At 53.2% G+C, this 19,095-nt stretch carries 22 protein-coding genes; 7 read left to right on the top strand and 15 right to left on the bottom strand.

Features of this window, described 5'->3' with window-relative positions; genetic code table 11:
* Positions 1-78: 78 nt before the first annotated feature.
* Both hda and Q4526_RS11240 read right to left on the bottom strand, forming a co-directional pair.
* Positions 79-792: a DnaA regulatory inactivator Hda gene (gene hda, locus Q4526_RS11235; protein WP_215977176.1), complete on the bottom strand. Its 714-nt coding sequence runs from the start codon at positions 790-792 to the stop codon at positions 79-81.
* Entirely contained in the window at positions 789-1,910 is a 1,122-nt protein-coding gene (locus tag Q4526_RS11240) for a DUF2066 domain-containing protein (protein WP_215977177.1), read from the bottom strand. The genes hda and Q4526_RS11240 overlap by 4 nt, the downstream gene beginning before the upstream one ends.
* A gap of 231 nt (positions 1,911-2,141) precedes the next feature.
* Here Q4526_RS11240 and Q4526_RS11245 point away from each other — a divergent pair, with 231 nt between their 5' ends.
* The 6 genes from Q4526_RS11245 to Q4526_RS11270 all read left to right on the top strand — a co-directional run bounded on the left by Q4526_RS11245 (position 2,142) and on the right by Q4526_RS11270 (position 6,356).
* The gene (locus tag Q4526_RS11245; RefSeq protein ID WP_215977178.1) at positions 2,142-2,366 is read left to right on the top strand and encodes a hypothetical protein; all 225 of its coding nucleotides are present in this window, start codon (positions 2,142-2,144) and stop codon (positions 2,364-2,366) included.
* A complete protein-coding gene (locus Q4526_RS11250) occupies positions 2,341-3,111 on the top strand; it encodes a class I SAM-dependent methyltransferase (RefSeq protein WP_215977179.1) in 771 nt (256 codons plus the stop codon). Before Q4526_RS11245 ends, Q4526_RS11250 begins: the two co-directional genes overlap by 26 nt.
* A gap of 226 nt (positions 3,112-3,337) precedes the next feature.
* Entirely contained in the window at positions 3,338-4,393 is a 1,056-nt protein-coding gene (gene purM, locus Q4526_RS11255; protein ID WP_215977180.1) for a phosphoribosylformylglycinamidine cyclo-ligase, read from the top strand.
* Positions 4,390-5,055, top strand: coding sequence for a phosphoribosylglycinamide formyltransferase (gene purN / locus Q4526_RS11260; protein ID WP_215977181.1), 666 nt, complete (start codon positions 4,390-4,392; stop codon positions 5,053-5,055). Before purM ends, purN begins: the two co-directional genes overlap by 4 nt.
* An 11-nt stretch (positions 5,056-5,066) precedes the next feature.
* The gene (locus tag Q4526_RS11265) at positions 5,067-5,825 is read left to right on the top strand and encodes a DUF3108 domain-containing protein (protein ID WP_215977182.1); all 759 of its coding nucleotides are present in this window, start codon (positions 5,067-5,069) and stop codon (positions 5,823-5,825) included.
* A gap of 48 nt (positions 5,826-5,873) precedes the next feature.
* Entirely contained in the window at positions 5,874-6,356 is a 483-nt protein-coding gene (locus Q4526_RS11270) for a peptidylprolyl isomerase (RefSeq protein ID WP_303604644.1), read from the top strand.
* A gap of 332 nt (positions 6,357-6,688) precedes the next feature.
* On the opposite strand, the gene Q4526_RS11275 is transcribed toward Q4526_RS11270, so the two are convergent.
* From Q4526_RS11275 to Q4526_RS11285, 3 genes are all read right to left on the bottom strand, one after another.
* Positions 6,689-8,101: a CARDB domain-containing protein gene (locus Q4526_RS11275; protein ID WP_303609637.1), complete on the bottom strand. Its 1,413-nt coding sequence runs from the start codon at positions 8,099-8,101 to the stop codon at positions 6,689-6,691.
* Positions 8,102-8,346: 245 nt separating this feature from the next.
* Positions 8,347-8,532, bottom strand: a complete 186-nt coding sequence (locus tag Q4526_RS11280; RefSeq protein ID WP_215977184.1) for a hypothetical protein — start codon at positions 8,530-8,532, stop codon at positions 8,347-8,349.
* A 69-nt stretch (positions 8,533-8,601) separates the two neighbouring features.
* The gene (locus Q4526_RS11285; RefSeq protein ID WP_215977185.1) at positions 8,602-8,799 is read right to left on the bottom strand and encodes a DUF3565 domain-containing protein; all 198 of its coding nucleotides are present in this window, start codon (positions 8,797-8,799) and stop codon (positions 8,602-8,604) included.
* Between the two features lie 48 nt (positions 8,800-8,847).
* Here Q4526_RS11285 and Q4526_RS11290 point away from each other — a divergent pair, with 48 nt between their 5' ends.
* On the top strand, positions 8,848-9,723 hold the full coding sequence (locus tag Q4526_RS11290; protein ID WP_215977186.1) for an EamA family transporter: 876 nt from the start codon (positions 8,848-8,850) through the stop codon (positions 9,721-9,723).
* An 18-nt stretch (positions 9,724-9,741) separates the two neighbouring features.
* Here the strand turns inward: Q4526_RS11290 and Q4526_RS11295 are convergent, their stop codons facing one another.
* The 10 genes from Q4526_RS11295 to Q4526_RS11340 all read right to left on the bottom strand — a co-directional run bounded on the left by Q4526_RS11295 (position 9,742) and on the right by Q4526_RS11340 (position 19,067).
* Entirely contained in the window at positions 9,742-10,623 is an 882-nt protein-coding gene (locus tag Q4526_RS11295; protein ID WP_215977187.1) for a cobalamin-binding protein, read from the bottom strand.
* Positions 10,624-10,744: 121 nt separating this feature from the next.
* The gene (locus Q4526_RS11300) at positions 10,745-11,821 is read right to left on the bottom strand and encodes a threonine-phosphate decarboxylase (protein ID WP_215977188.1); all 1,077 of its coding nucleotides are present in this window, start codon (positions 11,819-11,821) and stop codon (positions 10,745-10,747) included.
* Positions 11,818-12,822, bottom strand: a complete 1,005-nt coding sequence (gene cbiB, locus Q4526_RS11305; protein ID WP_303609638.1) for an adenosylcobinamide-phosphate synthase CbiB — start codon at positions 12,820-12,822, stop codon at positions 11,818-11,820. The genes Q4526_RS11300 and cbiB overlap by 4 nt, the downstream gene beginning before the upstream one ends.
* Positions 12,822-13,610, bottom strand: coding sequence for an adenosylcobinamide-GDP ribazoletransferase (locus Q4526_RS11310; protein WP_215977189.1), 789 nt, complete (start codon positions 13,608-13,610; stop codon positions 12,822-12,824). The genes cbiB and Q4526_RS11310 overlap by 1 nt, the downstream gene beginning before the upstream one ends.
* Entirely contained in the window at positions 13,594-14,211 is a 618-nt protein-coding gene (locus Q4526_RS11315; RefSeq protein WP_215977190.1) for a histidine phosphatase family protein, read from the bottom strand. The genes Q4526_RS11310 and Q4526_RS11315 overlap by 17 nt, the downstream gene beginning before the upstream one ends.
* Positions 14,201-15,241 carry a nicotinate-nucleotide--dimethylbenzimidazole phosphoribosyltransferase gene (cobT, locus tag Q4526_RS11320; RefSeq protein WP_215977191.1) on the bottom strand — a complete coding sequence of 347 codons (1,041 nt, stop codon included), beginning with the start codon at positions 15,239-15,241 and terminating at the stop codon, positions 14,201-14,203. The genes Q4526_RS11315 and cobT overlap by 11 nt, the downstream gene beginning before the upstream one ends.
* The gene (gene cobU / locus Q4526_RS11325; protein ID WP_215977192.1) at positions 15,238-15,768 is read right to left on the bottom strand and encodes a bifunctional adenosylcobinamide kinase/adenosylcobinamide-phosphate guanylyltransferase; all 531 of its coding nucleotides are present in this window, start codon (positions 15,766-15,768) and stop codon (positions 15,238-15,240) included. The genes cobT and cobU overlap by 4 nt, the downstream gene beginning before the upstream one ends.
* The gene (locus Q4526_RS11330; protein WP_215977193.1) at positions 15,759-16,565 is read right to left on the bottom strand and encodes a heme ABC transporter ATP-binding protein; all 807 of its coding nucleotides are present in this window, start codon (positions 16,563-16,565) and stop codon (positions 15,759-15,761) included. The genes cobU and Q4526_RS11330 overlap by 10 nt, the downstream gene beginning before the upstream one ends.
* Positions 16,562-17,581, bottom strand: a complete 1,020-nt coding sequence (locus Q4526_RS11335; protein WP_215977194.1) for an iron ABC transporter permease — start codon at positions 17,579-17,581, stop codon at positions 16,562-16,564. The genes Q4526_RS11330 and Q4526_RS11335 overlap by 4 nt, the downstream gene beginning before the upstream one ends.
* On the bottom strand, positions 17,574-19,067 hold the full coding sequence (locus Q4526_RS11340) for a cobyric acid synthase (protein WP_215977195.1): 1,494 nt from the start codon (positions 19,065-19,067) through the stop codon (positions 17,574-17,576). The genes Q4526_RS11335 and Q4526_RS11340 overlap by 8 nt, the downstream gene beginning before the upstream one ends.
* Positions 19,068-19,095: the final 28 nt, after the last annotated feature.

The following is a 19,095-nucleotide window of genomic DNA, read 5'->3' on the forward strand; positions in this document are numbered from 1 at the left end:
CGTTCTGCGTTCTGCGTTCCACGTTCTGCCTTCAGCGTTCCACGTTCCGCGCTATACTTTCCGCGTTCCACCCCAACTCTAAACACCCAACGTCTTTTTAACAAACGGAATGGTCAGTTTGCGTTGTTCGGCCAGTGAGGCGTGGTCGAGTTTGTGCAGACAGCAAAACAATTGATTCATATCGCGCGGTACGCGTTGCACGATATAGCTGGCCACCTCTTCCGATAACTCTAGCCCCCGTTCTTTGGCGCGTTTACTCAGCGCTAGCATTTTTTCTTCGTCGTTTAGGGTGTCGACCGCGTACACTACTCCCCACTGAAAGCGCGATTGCAAGTCGGCCAGCTGCACGCCCAAGGTGCGCGGGTTTTGCGTGGCGGCCACTAACAACAATTTACCCGAATCGCGCAGAGCGTTATACAGGTTAAACAAAGCCAACTCCCAATTGGCTAGCCCGGCAATATCGTCCAGGCCATCCAGGCACACTAAGTCCATATGCTCTAGCCCTTCGAGCAGTGCTTCCGGGGCAAAGCCCATCACATCGCTTAACGGCAAGTACTGAACATTTAACTGGCGCGACTCGGCGTAGTGACAACTCGCCTGTAATAAGTGTGTCAGGCCGGCCCCAGAGCTACCCCACAAGTAGACAAACTGCTCACCGCCGCCGTCGACTTGTTTTTTTAAACAGTCGACGATTTGCCGATTTACCGAGTGCTCAGGCGCAAAAAAGTTGGCAAAGGTGGAGTCGTCTTTAAGGCTAACTCCCAGGGATAATTGTTGCGGAGCACTACTCATTGCTCCCCCCCTTGGGTAAGCGATTGTTGTAAACGATAACGCAAAGGTCTTAACAATGAACCGCGCACTTGGTAGCGATTGCCGCTAAGACTGGTGCCGCTGACAGGCAATAACATTTTTTTCAGCGCCAAGGTGTTTTCCAATTGAGTTACATCACCATCGGTAAATAATTTAAGCGTAAGCCCCTGAGAGGAGACTTGATGCATTTCTACCCGCCGCACCACCGCGAGTGAATTTAAATAAGATTCAATTCGTTTAAAATCGGCAAAACTGTTGGCGTTGGCAATAAACATGGCAATACTTGCTGAGCCACTTTCGCTGGGGCGAATAGCGTAAATATTGGCAAAACGATCGGCGATGGTATCCACTGCTTGCTGCAATAAATCGCCAGGGGCATCGGCTTGCCCATCAAACATGACATCACCTTCGCCGTGCAGCAATTGCCAATTACCCCGGTAGCGGCCATCGGACAATTCACTGTAACGTAGGGCGATAATGGCATCAGCGCTATAGCGCTCAGAGGCTTGGCGAATTTGGCTGCTATCGAGCTGCCAAAGCGTTTGTTCTGACATAGCCAGGTGATCTTCCAAGTCAAACACCGGTGAGGTCACCGGTAGCCCACGCAACTGTGCTTGCTCACGCACCTGCTGCCAAGCGTCGGGATCGGTAACCAGCTGCAGTCCATCGCCCTCATTGGCAACAGCCCAGATCAACACATTAGGACGGTTGGCCGGCCAGTAAGGCAGCCCGGCTTCGCGCAATAGCTGTTCGATCAGTGCGGCGGAGAACTTAAGGTTTAACGCCGAAGCGGGGATGCTCTCACCACTGATCGACTCTAGGGTTTCATCACTGGCGGCGTAGCTGTACTCATAAACGTACTCTTGCGCGTTGGTTAATGCCGCTTTAATAGCCGGTGATTGCAAACTTTCTAAGGAGCCCGAAACTCGTACCACCACCCGCTCTAAGGCGTGCTTGGCGGCCGCCGCACGCTGCGCGGCTGATTGCGATTTAACCAGCTCTTGCGCGCGATACAATTCAACGGTTTGATCGGCGCCAGCGGGCGCAACGATAAGAAAGGTCAGTAAGGCCAGTGTCAAAAATCGGGGGTACAGTGTCACAGTGTGTCGACATCCAAAATGATGAAAGTGGCGCATTGTAACAGGCAAATATTGCCTTTGCGCCCTTTCCTGTTCCGACTCGGCCGCGTTTGGCCGAATTGAGAACCACCGCGCCGAAGTTGTCTTGCGTAAAACAATCAATCTGCCCAGCTTAATTATTAAAACCTATTCGATAATAATTATCATTTGCGTTAATGTTGTTTTCTCTTACCACCAAGGCGCGACTGACCCATGGATGCTCTAGCTGTGCAATTGCGACATTACGAACCCAAATTACAGAAGTATCTAACCCAGCGCTTTGGCTCGGTGCCACTAGCTCGCAAAGTCACCACCGAGACGCTCAACTCCATGCAAAACAGCGAGGTGTTGCCTTGCATTGGCAATCCTTATGAATACATTACCGGTTACGCCGTTTCTTTGGCCATTCGCTATGCAAAACACAATAACCCAAACTAAGCTTCCCGCCGACTTCACCTCCGCCCTGTACAGCCATGCCATGGCCGACCACCTGTGGCCCGAGTTGCGACTTTACGATAAGGCGGCGCGCGAGCTGTGGGAGCGCCTGCCGACAAGCACTCACCGAGTGCGCGCCCAGAAAACGCAAATTACCCGCAGCCTTTGGTACGACCAGCGCTGCCTAGAGTTTATCCGGCGCCACCCGAGCGCAACCTTTATTGCCCTTGAGGCCGGGTTGAACACACGGTTTCATCGCTTGAGCCAACAAGCCGAGTGGCCACGCTTTCAGTGGTGGGAGTTAGACCGGCCAGAACGGGCGGCCTGCAAGCAGCGATTACTGCCCAGAGTGGACAATTACCGCATCGAACCACTCTGCCCCAGAGATATAGCCGGGCAACTGCAAGCCATTTTATACACCCAAGCCCGGCCAGTGATGATTATCTGTGAAGCGGCCAATAGCCATTTTACCCAACCTCAGTGGTACAACTTGCTTAGTGCCCTGAAGCCTGCAACAACCTGCCAACCGATTGAACTGATTTTTGACTGCCCAAACCGAATATTTTTTCCATTCGGGCGCCGGCGGGCACTCACAGGCTCAATGACGCTACCTGCCCATGCTCGCGTACTGCGCCAGGACACTCTGCAACAGCCCTTGGCATCTTTAATGACCGGGCGGCAGCAGGGCTGGCATTTATCACTTGCCTCGGGGAGAGGCCGCAGACACGACACTAGTTCGCTCACTTGAATTGGACCACCCAACCTGCGCTCGCGCGCCTTGCCCAAGACGCTTGTGTGACGGCTGAGAGTGATAGAAATAACCGCCTAGACCACTCGGGTACCCACTCTTATAAGTGCCGTTGAATCTCGGCGTATTAACGGAAGTAATTGCCGCACTTTTCCGGTAGAATACGCGCCTTTGAGATCAACCCGCCCGAACCTGCGACCGGGCCCAGTACGGAATCTGTCAACGCATGAGCGAAAACACCCCTACCTCCCTCAGTTACAAAGATGCCGGTGTCGATATCGACGCGGGTAATGACTTAGTTGAACGTATCAAAGGTGTGGCCAAGCGCACCCGCCGGCCAGAAGTTATGGCGGGCCTCGGCGGCTTTGGCGCTCTGTGTGAACTGCCCGAAGGCTATCGCCAGCCGGTACTGGTCTCTGGCACCGACGGTGTCGGCACCAAACTTCGCTTAGCGATGGATCTGGGTAAACACGACACTATTGGTATCGACCTGGTTGGCATGTGCGTCAACGACCTGATCGTGGCCGGGGCCGAGCCGCTGTTTTTCCTCGACTACTACGCCACGGGCAAGCTCAATGTGGATGTGGCCGCCGATGTGGTCACCGGTATTGGCGAGGGCTGCGCACAGTCTGGCTGCGCGCTAGTCGGTGGGGAAACCGCCGAAATGCCCGGCATGTACGAAGGCGAAGATTACGACCTGGCCGGTTTTTGTGTCGGCGTGGTGGAAAAAAGCGAAATTATCGACGGCAGCAAAGTGGCCACAGGCGATGTGCTGATTGGCCTGACCTCTAACGGCCCGCACTCCAACGGCTACTCACTGATCCGTAAAATCATCGAAGTATCCAACGCCGACCTACAACAAGATTGCGGCGGTGTTACCCTGGCCGAAGCGCTTATGGCCCCTACCCGCATTTACGTTAAGCCCTTGCTGGAATTAATCAAAACTCTGCCGGTGCACGCCCTGTCACACATTACCGGCGGCGGGCTACTGGAAAATATACCCCGCGTATTACCCGATAACGCCAAAGCAGTGATTGACACTACGGCGTGGCAACTGCCACCGGTGTTTCAGTGGCTGCAAAAGGCTGGTAACGTCGAGCCTACCGAAATGTACCGCACCTTTAACTGTGGTGTAGGCATGATTCTAGCCGTGCCAGCTGAGCGCGCCGATGAAGCCATTACCCTGTTGACCAACGCCGGTGAAACCGCCTTAAAGGTCGGTGTGATCAGTGAGGCCAGCGACGGTGAAGAACAAGTCGAGCTGCAAGGTCTTAGCCTATGAGTTCGGCGTCACCCTTGCGTGTCGTGGTGCTCATTTCCGGCAGCGGCAGCAACTTGCAAGCGTTGATAGACGGACAAAAAGCAGGCGAGCTGCCCATCGAGATTGCCGCAGTTATCAGTAACCGCCCGGGCGTCAAAGGTTTGGAGCGCGCGACTAATGCCGGTATTGAGGCCATCACCCTGGATCACAAAGGCTTTGCCAGCCGCGAAGCCTTTGACAGCGCCCTGGCGCAACGCATCGACGGTTTTGAGCCACAGCTGGTGGTACTGGCAGGCTTTATGCGCATTCTCACCCCTGATTTTGCTCAGCATTATCTGGGGCGCATGTTAAACATTCACCCGTCCCTACTGCCTAAATACCAAGGTTTGAACACTCACCAGCGCGCCCTGGATGCGGGCGACAGTGAACACGGGGTAACGGTTCACTTTGTGACCGCCGAGCTCGACGGTGGACCGGCTGCCATTCAAGCCGTCGTTCCCGTATTAAAAGAAGATGATGCCAGTACTCTGGCGAGCCGTGTGCAAGCCCAAGAACACGTTATTTACCCCATGGCGGTTAAGTGGTTTGCTGAGGGCACACTTCGCATGCACAACAATGCCGCTGTACTTAAGGGTGAACCTTTGCCCGCAAGCGGGTACCAAGTAAGGACCAATAACGTTTAAATAGGGATGCTATGCGACTGATACCCACACTTTTTGTTCTGGGCCTGAGCCTATTGCCCGTCGCGGTGACCGCTAACGCCCCAGAACAAGAGCAGCCTGACACCGAAACTGCAAACCAAGCGACACCGCCCAAACAGTTTAAAAATATCTATCGGGCCCGTGCTTACGGCATTGGTATCACCGTTACCCACGAGCTGACCCCGACTGATTCTGGCCATAAGTTGCGCTTTTTTGCCGATTCATTCGTAGCCAGTATCGAAGAAATCAGCCATTTTGATTGGCCCACGCCCGAACGATTGCGCCCCACGAGTTACACCTATGAGCGCTCGGGGCTGGGCCGCGACCGCAGCGCCAAACTGGATTTTGACTGGGAGACAGGCAAAGTCACCAATAATGTTCAAGACAAACCTTGGAAAATGACTATAGAACCAGGGGTACTGGATAAACTCAGCTTTCAAATTCAGCTGCAACATGACCTGATTGCAGGAAAAACCGAGAATCTGGCCTACGATATTGCCGATGGCGGCCGCCTTAAGCACTACCAATTCGAGGTTGTGGCCGAGGAAACCCTTGAAACTCCGCTCGGCAAAGTAGACACTGTAAAAATCAAACGATCTCGCGAAGACGACGATCGCATCACTTACGCTTGGATGGCTCCCAAGTACGACTATCTTCTGGTAAGAATGCAGCAGGAAGAAGGGAGCAAGGTCTACACCATTTACATTCACGAATCCGAAGTTGACGGTGAAACAATTTCGGCCTTTGAGTGATACGCTCACTCTAATTCAACAGACATTCACCCAGCAAAGGCACACATTATGAATATTTCCGACAACTGCGTTGCCAGTTTTCACTACACGCTCACCGACAAAGAAGGCAAGGTACTTGATTCTTCTGACGGCCGCGAGCCTCTGGCTTACCTGCATGGTGCAAGCAACATCATTCCAGGTTTGGAAAAAGAACTGGTTGGCAAGCAAGTTGGCGACAAGTTAAAAGTAGACGTTCCAGCGGCTGAAGCCTACGGCGAGCGCAACGACGAAATGATGCAAGAGCTCCCCGCTAGCATGTTCACCGGCGTTGAGAAAATCGAAGTCGGCATGGAGTTCCACGCCCAAACTGAACAAGGCACTCAGGTTGTTAGCATCGCCGCCGTCGACGGCGACAATGTTACCGTTGATGCCAACCACCCACTGGCGGGCGTAGACCTGACCTTTGATGTGGAAATCACCGATGTGCGCGAAGCGACCTCTGAAGAGCAAGAGCACGGCCACGCCCACGGTGCCGGTGGTCACGAGCACTAATTGCGCTAAACAGTGGTCGCAGCGCGGCCACTGTCCCTTATTTTTGTTCCATATCTCACCGTTCACTACACACCTACATTGCCACCGCCACTCAACACTTCAACCGGTAAAAGCAAACACGAGCTTAAAGTCTCGTTCGTATACTCCGGGAACTCTACCTCAGCGTATGCCCCCACCTAATAGGTCGCCAGATCATTGACCGAAGACTTACAACAAAAAATTGCCGTATGTGCACGGCAACTGGCACTACAGCACCTAAATCAAACCCATCTATATTAGCCAATCAAAAAGGGTGCCCTGCACCCTTTTTGATTAATCGGCTGAACCTATCACTAGAGCGCAAACGCTGTCGTTTGTGTGTGCTGTCTCAGCATCCCACTCTCAGCGGCACCGCTACAATTTTGGTCGACGGTCACACGCACACGATACAGATTATTATTTTCTTTGATTTCAGATATCTGCTTTGTATGGTCTAAGCTGGCAACCAACACATGTTGGCCAGGCTTCAACAGGACATGACCGCTAACATTACGCGAGCTACCTTTGGAAACTGTAAAATTAGAGGCAGTATGCAAGGCTCCGCCTCCACTCAAGCGCTGAACTGAAGGTGCGCTATCGGCACTTCCTATATTTATTACATCGTATTTAAAACGAAACTTGCAACCACGCATACTGCTCTCAACTGCATCGTTCGCAGCGACCTTAATGTGTCCGCCCCAAGGTGCCGATACCGTACCCAAGGTAAATCCCACCCGTGAAGCGAGATCGGGCAATTGCGTGCTCGGGTTATAAGTCGCTTGAACCATCTTCGGCTCTGCGCAGGTAGCCTGAAACTGCTGAATATCAGACAGTTGTTGACCAGGCCTCTTGACCTCAATACTCACTGAGCGCAACGGTACTTGTTGCAGTGGTTGATTCACCTGTGACTGGCCGGGTTGCTGTATCTTTTTGTTTAAACTAGTGTTTGATTGTGCCGACTCTTGCTTAATACTTAAGCTGTGATTGAGATGTGCCTGCGTTTGATTTTTGGCTAGTGTATATTCCTTCCAATGGTGTTCAGGTTGTCCATTTTTAATAAAACGGTACTGAAATTTACCCCCCATGGGGTTTGCAGTCACAACCGCCTTTACTGGCAGTTCGGCCGGACACACCCCTTGGTAATTAGTTTTATTCATGGATATATCTACGCCCTTAAGAGCAAACTTGGGCATGGTTGCTGGATTGATCACAGCCGTTTTTGGTGTAAAGGACCCACAGCTCACACGGACAGGGTGACTATCATTGACGCTTTTCGGATGATTGGCTAACGGCGAAGGACCTCGGCAGGTAAAATTGAACTGGCTTACGGTTTTATGCATGAGTACCGAGAAACCCTGTTTCATAATCGTCAGTTTGTTGCCACCTTGCTGTATACGCTTATTCAACTCCTGATTGCAAGCTTCTGCCGCTTGTTGCTTTAAGACTGTATCGGGATTAAAGGTGAGACTCACTGTTTTCCAGGAGTTCGACCACGTCTTTTGATTTATGTTGGCGCTGGAGATCACCTCCTTACTATAGTGAATCTTATTGGAGGTCTTATTCTGTACCTGAAGTCGTCCCCACTTCACCCAGTGCAAATTCTCACACCGACCTTTGGCCTGCATCACAAAGTTCAGCGGTGAATTATCCACCTGATCGTAACTCTGGCCGTTACTGGATACGACTTTCATCACCGGCTCCGGTGAGACAGCCCGCTGATCCATCATACTGATCCCCCAGCCTTCAAAGCGGGCAGCCTGTGTACTCACGGTTAGCGTGACGAGCATCACTCCGAGCGCAATTGTACAAGTTGATTTCATGCTATTCCCCTAGTAAATAAGTATCGAACGTAAGTCGTACTCACCAAAGGAATAGTTCAAACAACTTGAATGTTTCAGAGCCTACAAAGACTAAAGCCAACCGTATTGCCACTGACTCATAACACAATCACAATGGCATCCACCCTAGCGACCTAGTGTGCCTCTACCTTTTCTTTACCGCAACGCTTGCACTGATAGCGAGTTACAAGCTTGCCCTGCTTCACATCAAACTGTTGGCCGGTCACCACTTCCCACTTATGAAAACCGCTGCGGCAGAGCGTTTTCCCTTTGTGCTTTTGTTTGGGGCTAGGCCGTTTAAACGGGACAACGTTAGACATAGATAAAACCGTATAAGCAAGACAACATAAAATAAAGAATACTGCCGCCAATTTCATGAGGCAAGCAACTTAACGCAATACAGCCTGATCGCACAATTTACAGTCGAGCTGAGTGCCCAACATGGCCGCTCGCCCCATTTCGGTGGTCACCCAGTGCCGCACTACCCAGGGCGGTTTATGGCGCACATGCTGGTTGTGACCACAGGCCAGTTCTGCGACCCAGTGGTTTTCTTCGTCTTGGTGATAACCAACAATAGACTGGTGCATAGTGCTCCCGTGGTAAACTACCCGCTTTTATGCGCAGGCCTACCAAGTATGATAATCCGTTTTCGACCATCGCCCATTGTGGTGCTGTGTATCGTCACTCTTATTTGGGCGTTTAGTTTTTCGCTAATTGGTGTCTATTTAAGCGGCCAGGTGGACAGTTACCTAGCGGTGTTTATTCGCGTGTTCTTGGCTTTTTTAGTGCTGCTACCATTTTTTAAGCCGCACCAACTTCCCGGCAAGCAACTTTTGGCATTGACCTTTATAGGTGCGGTACAGGTCGGCGTGACCTATCAGTTTCTCTATCACGCTTTTTCCTACCTGAGCGTAGCCGAAGTGCTCTTGTTTACCATTTTCACCCCGCTTTGGATTACCTTAATCGATGAGGTTCTACTGGGCAAACGCCATTTGCCAATGCGCTGGTGGTTGGGCTCGGCTCTGGCAGTAATGGGTGCGCTTATTATTCGTTATCAAAATATCAGCGCCGATGCCATTACCGGATTTTGCCTGATTCAAGCGGCCAATTTATGTTTTGCATTGGGCCAGGTGGCCTACCGAAGGCTGCCCATTGCCGACGCCAAACTGCAAGTACAAACCTTCGCCTGTTTCTTTTTGGGCGCGACCTTGGTGTCGGGCTTGGGCAGTGTATTGTTTGCCGACTGGCAAAAAGTGCCCAATAACCTTACCGAATGGCTGGTATTGATTTGGCTCGGTTTAGGCGCCTCGGGCTTTGGCTATTTGGCCTGGGCCATGGCCAGCAAACGTGTTAATACTGGTCAGCTGGCAAGTATGAACAACTTGCTAATACCCGCCGGTATTTTGGTCAATATATTGTTTTGGCAACAGAGTGCCGACTGGCCGCGCTTACTAATAGGCGGCGCTGTGATTGCATTGGCCGTTTGGGTCTGCCGGCCGCAAACGGCCTAATAACATTCAGTCAATGCGTTAGCCGGGTTGCCGCACCGTTTGCAGGTGCCGACACATAAGTTCAGCGCCGTCGAGTATGCGCAGAGTGTGGCGCTGAATAATATCGGGCGGCACAAAAAATAAGTGTTTATTTTGTACCGACTGCAACGTCGGGTAAAACCGCCACTCGTCCAACCACTCGGGCCTTTCCTCGCCCATGCCACTGGCTACAATCGCTTGCGGATCGCGTGCAATCACCGACTCGATATTAATTTTGGGGGCAATAGAAACCGCATCGGCAAAAGCGTTGCGACCACCACACAAACGAATAACATCGCTGACTAGGTGTTCGCCATTAAGGGTTTGTAGTGGGTCGTTCCACACTTGGTACAACACGCTAACCGGCTCGGTGGCGCGGTAGTTTTGTTCAAGTTGCGCCAAACGTTCTTGCCATTGATCCACCGTCTTGTTGGCCTGCTCGCGAGTACCCAATAGCTCACCTAAAACGCGTACCTCGCGGGCAATATCTTGCAAGCTGCGCAGCTCATCGACATACACGGTAACGCCCAAACGCTCTAACTGCGCCGCCACGGCCTCACCATTACCCGACGCCCAGCTAATCACCAAATCCGGTTTTAACGCCAAAATCTGTTCGTAATTGACCACTTTGTAACTGCCCACCTGGAGCAACTCGCTTGCCTCGGCGGGATAATCACTGTGACTGACCGCCGCCACTAGCTTGTCACCGCCGCCGGCGGCGTAAACGTTTTCCACAATATGCGGCGCCAGAGCCACCACGCGCTGCGCCGGGCGCTCGAGTGTCACCCATTGCCCGCGCGCATCTTGCACACTGATGCTGTTCTCTGTATTTTCCGGCGACGCCTCAGGGGTTTGGCCGAGGGCTTTAACAGGTAATAGCATGAGCACAAACCAAAGTGCACAGGTTTTTTTTGCGCTAATGTTTAGCATATTATTTATCACTCTCCACTTTGTAATTCTGGCGGTTGCCAGCTCATTGTATTTTTGCAATTTGGTGTTTCGCTTAAATAAAACACTCTAAAGCCAACTGCAAGCGCGCACCGTCATCCGCGGGTAGGCCGAGCCGCAACCAGGCCGGCAGCGCATCGTCCGACTCATACCCCCAGCGAGTAAAGATCCCCGCCTTTGCCAGATGCTCGTACAATGCCCGCAAAATCACTTTTGCCTGAGCATCCGTTGTGCATAAGGTGACAAACAGGCCGCCATTGTGCAACGTAATCGCACCGGGTAACGTCTGGCGCAGCAGTGTGTACAGTCTCTCACTGTTGTGTTTAATTCGCAGACGCTGAGCGTCTTGCCATTGGCTATCTTGCAGGGCTTGAGCGCCGGCCCAAAGCGCGGGCCCACTCACGGCCCAGGGGTCCAGTGCGCGCTGAATTTTCTCCGGCTGGGCACCGATTAAAAAACCGAGCCTGGCTCCGGCCAAGCCAAAAAATTTTCCCAGGGAGCGCAGTACCCAGACGTTAGTCTGCGAGGTAACAAACGGCACCATCGTGTGGAGGGTATCGCAGTCGGTAAAAGCTTCGTCCACCACCAGTGCACCGCTGAGCCACTCGGCCCAATTTTGCAATCGTTGCGCCGGAACTGATTCACCGCTGGGGTTGTTAGGGTTAATCACCACCACATGATTTACCTGACCGGTCAGTATCCAGTGTTCACACTCATCCAGGGTAGAGTACAGACGCACCTTGTGCCCCACCCGACACCACTGTATGTGGTGTTCTGAATAGCCGAGTGCAGGCACTGCCACCACGGCGGGTTGAAATAATTCAGGCAATTGAGCAATGGCCACCTGACTGCCGGGTAGCGGCGTTATAAATTGTGCCGCGATACCATAGTAACGCGCTGCTGCGGCCAAGAGGTCGCGATTATCCGTAGGCAAATGGTGCCAATACTGGGGCGGCAGTGCCGGCAAGGGATAGGGCCAGGGGCTGATACCGGTAGAAAGGTCCTGCCAACCGTCGCGAGGCTGGCCGAAGCGGTTGGTGGCGTATGCCAAATCACCACCGTGGCGCGGTGTCTGAATGGCTTGCTTCGGCTCTAGGCTTGCATCTGTAGAGTCTTCGGCCTGAGTTCTCATGAGCAACACCCGCGCCATAATAAGCTCGCCAACAATAACGCAAGCGCGCTGATAATAACCGCCCGGCGAGTTAATACGATCGCCCTTGGCAGATCGTTAAGTGTGGCCGCGTTGCCCGGCGTTGCCGGTTTATTTTGCCACACGCCGTGATACGAAGCGCCGCCACCGAGCACAATACCTAAACTGCCCGCACCTGCGGCCAGCACCGGCCCGGCGTTAGGGCTCGACCAGTAGCAGGCACATTGACGCCACACAGCAAAGCCGCGCAAAGAAAGCGCGCCTACTATTAATGCTAAAGCACTTATGCGCGCGGGAATAAAATTCAAACCATCGTCAAAACGAGCAGCGGCCCAACCGAAGTGAACAAATCGGGAATTGCGATAACCCCACATGGCATCGAGCGTATTGCTCAAACGATATAAAACAATGCCCGGCACACCGGCCACGGCAAACCAAAATAAAGGCGCAATAACCGCATCGGAAGTATTTTCCAGCAGTGATTCTGTCGCTGCGCGCACGACGCCCTCTTCGCTGAGGGACTCGCAGTCGCGACTGACAATCAGGCCGGTGGCCTTCTGCGCTTGCGGCAATTGACCTCGCTCTAACGCAGTGACTATCGCCTGCACGTGCAACTCCAACGATTGCCAGCCCACCGCTAAGTACACCGCAACACTGCCGATCAGACAGCGCCACAGCCAGTGTAAATCCAAGCCCCACCACAACCAACTGGCAAGCAATAACCACGGCACGGTGGCCAACAAAAACGCCAATAAACCAAGCGCTTTGACAGCGATAGTGGCGTTAAGTCTAGAACTGACTCTGGAATTAATCGGTTGATTGAGGCGGGTCTCCAACCACGTGGCAATACGGCCAAACCCCACTAATGGATGACCATATTTAGGCTCGCCCAGTAAACGATCGAGCAGCAAACCGGCCAGTACACACAAACAGAGCAACAAGCCACCGTTCATTAGTTCACTGATTGCGCGAAGGCTCGGCATTAAAAAATCGCCACCAGCAATATTAATAACAACAGTTCGCTTAACTCGACTAACGCGCCCAAACAATCTCCGGTGTAACCGCCTATTTGGGTAAACCAAAAGCGCCACCAATAAATCAGTAGCGCCGCCAGCGCGCCGAGCAATACGAAACTGGTGAACACAGAAAAGCCCATCACCATCGGCGCCAGATAACAAAGAGCCACCAACCACAAGATGCCAGTGCCGGGTTCGGTTGCAGGGCTGGATTGGTTTGAGTCCCGGGCGTAATCGGCCAGGGCCATAAAAGGTAAAATCGTCACTCGTGCCAGAAACGGCACCACCAGCAATAGGGCCAATGAAGTGCCCTGCTGCCATAAGCTGGCCAGGGCAACGACCTTGGTTAACAGTAGTAGCACTAACGCTACCAACGCCACCGCGCCGCAGGCTGGATCGTGCATCACTTGCAAAATACGCTCGCGCTTTTGGGTAGGGTCGATAATTTTATGGCCGGCGTAGTAGGCGTCCATGCAATCGGCCAAGCCATCCAGATGCAGTGCGCCGGTCAACACAACCCATGCCGCAATGGTCAGCGCTGCGGCCAACCACACACCCAAACCCGCAATGGCATAGGCAAACAACACGAGAAGAACCCCTAAGAGCACACCTACCAGTGGGTAAAAATACACAGCACGCGCGATAACTTGTGCATCGGGTTTTTGCAACCAACGGGCAACCGGCAAGCGCGTTAAAAAAACCACAGCATACAAAAATGCCTGCAACCAGGGGGCAAGCTTAGGCACGATAGACATAGCTTTCTTCCTCAGGGGCGATAATACGAACACTCTCGCGGTTAAATTCAGGCCCGTTCATACAGAGCGATGCACTAAAACCATAATCGATATTAAGTTGCATCATGTCGGCAGGCGCTTCTCCGCGTGCGACATTCAGTAAACTTTTAATCACCCCGCCGTGGGTCACTATTAACACCTTATCACTCGCACCATAGGTATCGCTGAGTCTGGCAATGGCCGTTAACACCCGCGCTTTAAATGCGCTGTAGGGCTCGCCGTTAGGCGGTGTTACTTGGTCAGGCGCACGCGACCAAGCCAGACACAAACTCTCTTGTTCGCGCCACACCTGCTCAACCGGTTGCCCCTCCCAATCGCCAAAATGTATTTCTCGCAATTGTTCATCCAACGTTAGCTCGCACCCATGTGCCTCTGCGACAGTGCGGGCGAAATTTTGGCAGCGAATCGATGGCGAGCTAATAATTGATTGCCAGGGCCCTTGCAGGCTCTGCAAGCCTGTGGACATTTGCTGCCAGCCCTGCTCGCTCAGCGGCACATCGATAGAGCCGCGGAAAATATGCCCACCGTTACAGGCACCGTGCCTTAAGAGGTCAATCTGCACCAGCAACACCCGCCTCGGCAAAAGTTGCCATAGAAGCGTGCAGCAACAATGCCTGGCGAATAACACCGGCGGCCAGTGCCGCGCCGCTACCTTCACCCAAGCGCATATCGAGCGATAAAATCGGTGTCGCATCGAGTGTAGCCAATACGGTTTGATGGCCAGACTCGTTAGATAGATGTGAATACACCAGCCAAGGTTGAATACTGGGGTTAATATTCAGTGCCACAGCAGCGGCGGCGGTGGTAATAAACCCATCGACCAAGACAGGTACACCGATCTGTGCACAACGAATGTAGGCACCGACTAAGGCGGCGATTTCGAACCCGCCCAGAGCCCCGAGTAACGCTAACGGGTCGTTGCATTTGCCTGAGTGTAAGGCAAGAGCACGATCGATAAGCTCGCATTTTTTCTGTAAGGCGGCATCGTCCACCCCGGTGCCGCGCCCGACAATCGATTCACTGGGCAATTCAAACAGCGCCGCCAATAACGCACTGGCCGCCGTGGTGTTGCCAATGCCCATTTCCCCACCAATAAAAAGATCGGCATCGCACACCACTTGCCCGCGACCGGCACTAAGCGCGGTGGCCAATTGGCTATCGCTCATGGCGCAGGTTTGACTAAAATCTTGTGTGGCCGGTGCAATAGGCGTATTGACCAAACCGACTCGGTCGTTAATTTCGCGCACGCAACCTAAGTTAACCACTTTAAAATCGGCCCCCAGCGATTGCGCCAACACGCAAATAGCCGCCCCACCCTGACAAAAATTTTCCACCATTTGCGCGGTAACCGACTGTGGAAACGCCGATACTCCTTGCGCCGCCACACCGTGGTCGGCGGCAAATACGCGCAAGGTTATCTGCTCCATGCGGGCAATCGCTCGGCCCTGCATACCGGCAAAGCGCACCGCTAAAGATTCCAATTGCCCTAGGGAACCGGGCGGCTTGGTAAGGCAAGCCTGACGCTTCAGCGCCGCTTGGGTGCTTTGTGCATCAATGGTTTGCGCGGCCTGATGGAGCCAATCGGTGTTCATAACTCACCCTTTAAACTTAATGGCAGACCCGCCACTACCAAAGTGACCTGTTGGCAGCGCTCGGCCAGAGCTTGGTGCAACCAGCCACTGGCATCGACAAAATCACGCGACAATTGCCCCAACGGTACAATGCCAGAGCCCACTTCGTTGCTAACAAAGGTCCAATTCGGACTGCGCCCTTGGGCAAGCTGCCTGTCGATTTCTTGCAAGAGTAAATCCCGCTCTTGTGGCCAACATCCAGCGTGTAAACAATTACTGATCCAAAGGGTTAGGCAGTCCACCAGTACTTGATTATTGGTATCGCCGATGCCAGATAAAGTGGCCGCCAACGCCGTGGACACTTCCCGTGTGTGCCAACTCGGGCCACGATCTTGCTGATGCTGGGTAATACGCGCTTGCATTTCTTTGTCGCCAGCGGCGGCGGTGGCCACATAATAGAGATTTGAAGGCTCTTGCACCTGCGCCATTATCGATTGCTCGGCGAAGCGACTTTTACCGCTGCGCGCGCCACCTAAAATTAATCGCATGGGGGCTCTTCTGACGCAGTCTTGCCCACCACAATGGGAGCCCCGGTTTGCGGATGCGGCAGTATATACACCGGCATGGCAAACACCTCCTCCACCAAGGCTTGAGTTAACACCATTTGCGGGGCTCCGCAGGCGACATTGTGACCGTTATTCAGCACCAGAATACGATCGCTGTATGCTGCGGCGAGAGTAATGTCATGCACGGTCATCAGCACGCTAACCCCGGTAGCGGCAAAGCGGCGTATGGCAGCCATAAGCTGATGTTGATGGCCGAGGTCGAGACTGGTAACCGGCTCATCCAGTAAGAGCAAACGTTGGCCGGCGTCCTCTTCGCGCCATATTTGCGCCAGTACTCGCGCCAGATGCAGGCGCTGTTGTTCACCACCGGATAAGGTGGGGTACAAACGCTCGGCAAGATGAGTCACATCCATTGCCGCCATAGCAGCGTGACAAATTTCTAAGTCCAACACCGAACCGGTACTGTGAGGGCTGCGCGACATGGCGACAACCTCAAACCCGGTAAACGCAAACTCTAACGCATTATGTTGAGACAGTACCGCCATTTGACGTGCTCTCGTACGCGGAGCAATTTGCTGCAGCGGTGTTTGCTCCAGATAAACACTGCCACTCGTCGCCGCAATATCGCCGCTAATTGCACGCAAAAAAGTGGTTTTTCCCGCACCATTGGGGCCAATAATAGAGACGACCTCGCCTGCGGTTACGGTTAGACTTAAAGGCTGCAACAATGGCTTGTGGTTAATTTCCACACTGAGGTTTGTTATTCGAAGCAGGCTCATCGAATTAACTCCCGGTGGCGCAACAGTAAAAACACAAAAAACGGTGCACCAATTAACGCCGTTACCAAGCCGACCGGCAACTCAGTTGGAGACAATACAACCCGAGCCAATGTATCGGCCAGCAGAAGTAAACTGGCCCCACCCAGTGCCGACATAGGCACCAGCGTACGGTGATCAGGCCCCACGCACAGACGTAACATATGCGGCACCACCAGCCCCACAAATCCAATACTACCGGCCACGGCCACAGAGACGCCCACACCCAACGCAACCCAGACAATCAATTGGTTTTTTAAACGCCCGACATGAACGCCCAAGTGCCGCGCTTGCGACTCGCCCAGCAGTAATGTATTTAATGCGTGACTGGTACGCGACATAGCCACCAACATAAGCGCCAGAATAAACAGCATAACCAATGCGCGCGAGCCATTGGCGCCGTCCAGTCCGCCCATGCGCCACAAGCTCATGCGGCGCAAACTTTCGTTGTCCGCTAAATAATCCATTAACCCCGTCATGCTGGCTGCCAGTGCGCTCACGGCAATACCCATTAATAACATGGTAGCGACCGAGGTCCCGTTCACCCCGGTGGCCACTCGATAGACCAACCACACCGATACCAAGCCTCCGACAAAAGCGCCCAGAGATACCAGTGACAGCCCACCGGCAATAGCACCGCCGCCCAAAATAATCGCCACACTAGCACCAACCGAGGCACCAGCGGTCACGCCAATGAGCGACGGGTCGGCCAATGGGTTGCGAAACATACCTTGTAAATAGGTGCCACACACGGCCAATACAGCCCCTACCGTGGCCGCTAAAATAGCGCGTGGTAAGCGGATATTCAGCACAATATCGCGGGCGAATCCGGTGCGATCCAGACCGAGAAGCGCGGAGGTAATATCGGTAACTGACAGTGCCACCGAGCCCAAGGCGATAGCCGCTATAAAGCTGGTACCGAACAGCAGATTCAATACAATCCAGGTGATATGCCGGCGCCGTTTTCGAGGATCAGACATCTTCGTTTTCTCCCAACTGCGCCAGCCACTGCTCATTAAGATGCACCTCTAAGGTATCAGCCAGGCGCTCTAATTGTGTATGCCGGTGTGCGGCCAAATCGAATGCGCGCCACTCACAAGACGTATCCCCGGCCCATAACAGAAGTTGCTGCAAAGCTTGCGGGTGATCAAACAAGCCGTGAATATAGGTCGCTAATATTTGACCGTCGGCACTCAGTGCACCCTCGTGGCGAGTGGCTATATCGGAGCCCAAGGCGGCATCCTCAACTGTGAAAGGGCCTTGCGCTAATGCGGCGCCCATAGAAACTCCACAATGAATTTCATAGCCTGTGTACGCTGCGCTTGCGCCGGCCAAGGTAAATTGGCCACGTACATTTTTCAGTATTTTTTCAGATTGCAATACAGTGGTGAACTCTAAAAAGCCCAAGCCTTCAACCTGCCCAGGTGTATCTTCTACACCCTCGGGGTCGTTAATCGTCTTACCCAACATTTGCAAACCGCCACAGATACCCAACAGCTTGCCCCCGTAGCGCAGATGGCGTTGTAACTTAGTTTGCCAGTTCTGTTCGAACAGCGCTTGCATGTCTGCGCGCACGTTTTTGCTGCCGGGCAGAATAACCAAATCACATGGCGGCAATGCCTCACTAACACTGACATATTGTAAGTTGACCTGCGGGTGCAATCGTAAAGCATCGAAATCGGTATGGTTACTAATGCGGGGCAGTACCGGCACCACCACATTTAATAGCGCCGATTGATTTTGTTGTTGCGAATGGATGGCGTCTTCCGCATCTAAATACAAATCGTGCAAATACGGTACGACGCCCAGCACCGGTTTGCCGGTGTAGTTTTCGAGCCAGTCGAGACCGGACTGCAACAGGGCGATATCACCGCGAAAACGGTTAATCACAAACCCTTGCACACGCGCCCGTTCGCTGGGCGACAGTAATTCCAGCGTTCCCACCAAATGCGCGAAGACACCACCTTTATCGATATCGGCGATGATGATCACCGGGCAATCAGCCGCTTCGGCAAAACCCATATTGGCAATGTCGTTCTCGCGCAAGTTAACCTCGGCCGGGCTGCCCGCGCCTTCAACCAAGACACACTGATGCTGACTTTGCAGGCGCGCAAAAGACTCCAGCACCGCTTCGCGCGCAGTACTTTTGTAGGCGTGATAATCCAACGCTTGCATATTGCCGATGGCCTGGCCGTGAATAATAACCTGAGCCCCGACATCAGAGGATGGTTTTAGCAAGACGGGGTTCATATCGGTATGCGCCGCCACGCCGGCGGCAATGGCTTGCAACGCTTGAGCACGGCCAATTTCACCACCGCCTTCGGTAACGGCACTGTTAAGCGCCATATTTTGCGGTTTAAAAGGCGCAACATTGACCCCGCGCCGTTTTAACAGGCGTGCCAAACCTGCCACCAAAGTGCTCTTGCCAGCGTCGGAGGTTGTACCCTGCACCATCAAGCATGTCATGACGAGGGCCCCATGGTCAGCATCTGGC

This window comes from Gilvimarinus sp. 2_MG-2023, from assembly GCF_030547685.1.
Lineage (GTDB): Bacteria > Pseudomonadota > Gammaproteobacteria > Pseudomonadales > Cellvibrionaceae > Gilvimarinus.

What these genes read in the sequence shown, in the direction of transcription:
- Q4526_RS11250 (WP_215977179.1), top strand. Translation starts at nt 2,341, where the DNA reads ATGCAAAACACAATAACCCAAACTAAGCTTCCCGCCGACTTCACCTCC.
- Q4526_RS11280 (WP_215977184.1), bottom strand. Translation starts at nt 8,532, where the DNA reads ATGTCTAACGTTGTCCCGTTTAAACGGCCTAGCCCCAAACAAAAGCAC.
- Q4526_RS11310 (WP_215977189.1), bottom strand. Translation starts at nt 13,610, where the DNA reads ATGTCTATCGTGCCTAAGCTTGCCCCCTGGTTGCAGGCATTTTTGTAT.
- Q4526_RS11275 (WP_303609637.1), bottom strand. Translation starts at nt 8,101, where the DNA reads ATGATGGATCAGCGGGCTGTCTCACCGGAGCCGGTGATGAAAGTCGTA.
- purM (WP_215977180.1), top strand. Translation starts at nt 3,338, where the DNA reads ATGAGCGAAAACACCCCTACCTCCCTCAGTTACAAAGATGCCGGTGTC.
- Q4526_RS11265 (WP_215977182.1), top strand. Translation starts at nt 5,067, where the DNA reads ATGCGACTGATACCCACACTTTTTGTTCTGGGCCTGAGCCTATTGCCC.
- Q4526_RS11295 (WP_215977187.1), bottom strand. Translation starts at nt 10,623, where the DNA reads ATGCTATTACCTGTTAAAGCCCTCGGCCAAACCCCTGAGGCGTCGCCG.
- cbiB (WP_303609638.1), bottom strand. Translation starts at nt 12,822, where the DNA reads ATGCCGAGCCTTCGCGCAATCAGTGAACTAATGAACGGTGGCTTGTTG.
- Q4526_RS11330 (WP_215977193.1), bottom strand. Translation starts at nt 16,565, where the DNA reads ATGAGCCTGCTTCGAATAACAAACCTCAGTGTGGAAATTAACCACAAG.
- Q4526_RS11335 (WP_215977194.1), bottom strand. Translation starts at nt 17,581, where the DNA reads ATGTCTGATCCTCGAAAACGGCGCCGGCATATCACCTGGATTGTATTG.
- cobT (WP_215977191.1), bottom strand. Translation starts at nt 15,241, where the DNA reads ATGAACACCGATTGGCTCCATCAGGCCGCGCAAACCATTGATGCACAA.
- Q4526_RS11285 (WP_215977185.1), bottom strand. Translation starts at nt 8,799, where the DNA reads ATGCACCAGTCTATTGTTGGTTATCACCAAGACGAAGAAAACCACTGG.
- cobU (WP_215977192.1), bottom strand. Translation starts at nt 15,768, where the DNA reads ATGCGATTAATTTTAGGTGGCGCGCGCAGCGGTAAAAGTCGCTTCGCC.
- Q4526_RS11340 (WP_215977195.1), bottom strand. Translation starts at nt 19,067, where the DNA reads ATGACATGCTTGATGGTGCAGGGTACAACCTCCGACGCTGGCAAGAGC.
- hda (WP_215977176.1), bottom strand. Translation starts at nt 792, where the DNA reads ATGAGTAGTGCTCCGCAACAATTATCCCTGGGAGTTAGCCTTAAAGAC.
- purN (WP_215977181.1), top strand. Translation starts at nt 4,390, where the DNA reads ATGAGTTCGGCGTCACCCTTGCGTGTCGTGGTGCTCATTTCCGGCAGC.
- Q4526_RS11290 (WP_215977186.1), top strand. Translation starts at nt 8,848, where the DNA reads ATGATAATCCGTTTTCGACCATCGCCCATTGTGGTGCTGTGTATCGTC.
- Q4526_RS11245 (WP_215977178.1), top strand. Translation starts at nt 2,142, where the DNA reads ATGGATGCTCTAGCTGTGCAATTGCGACATTACGAACCCAAATTACAG.
- Q4526_RS11270 (WP_303604644.1), top strand. Translation starts at nt 5,874, where the DNA reads ATGAATATTTCCGACAACTGCGTTGCCAGTTTTCACTACACGCTCACC.
- Q4526_RS11300 (WP_215977188.1), bottom strand. Translation starts at nt 11,821, where the DNA reads ATGAGAACTCAGGCCGAAGACTCTACAGATGCAAGCCTAGAGCCGAAG.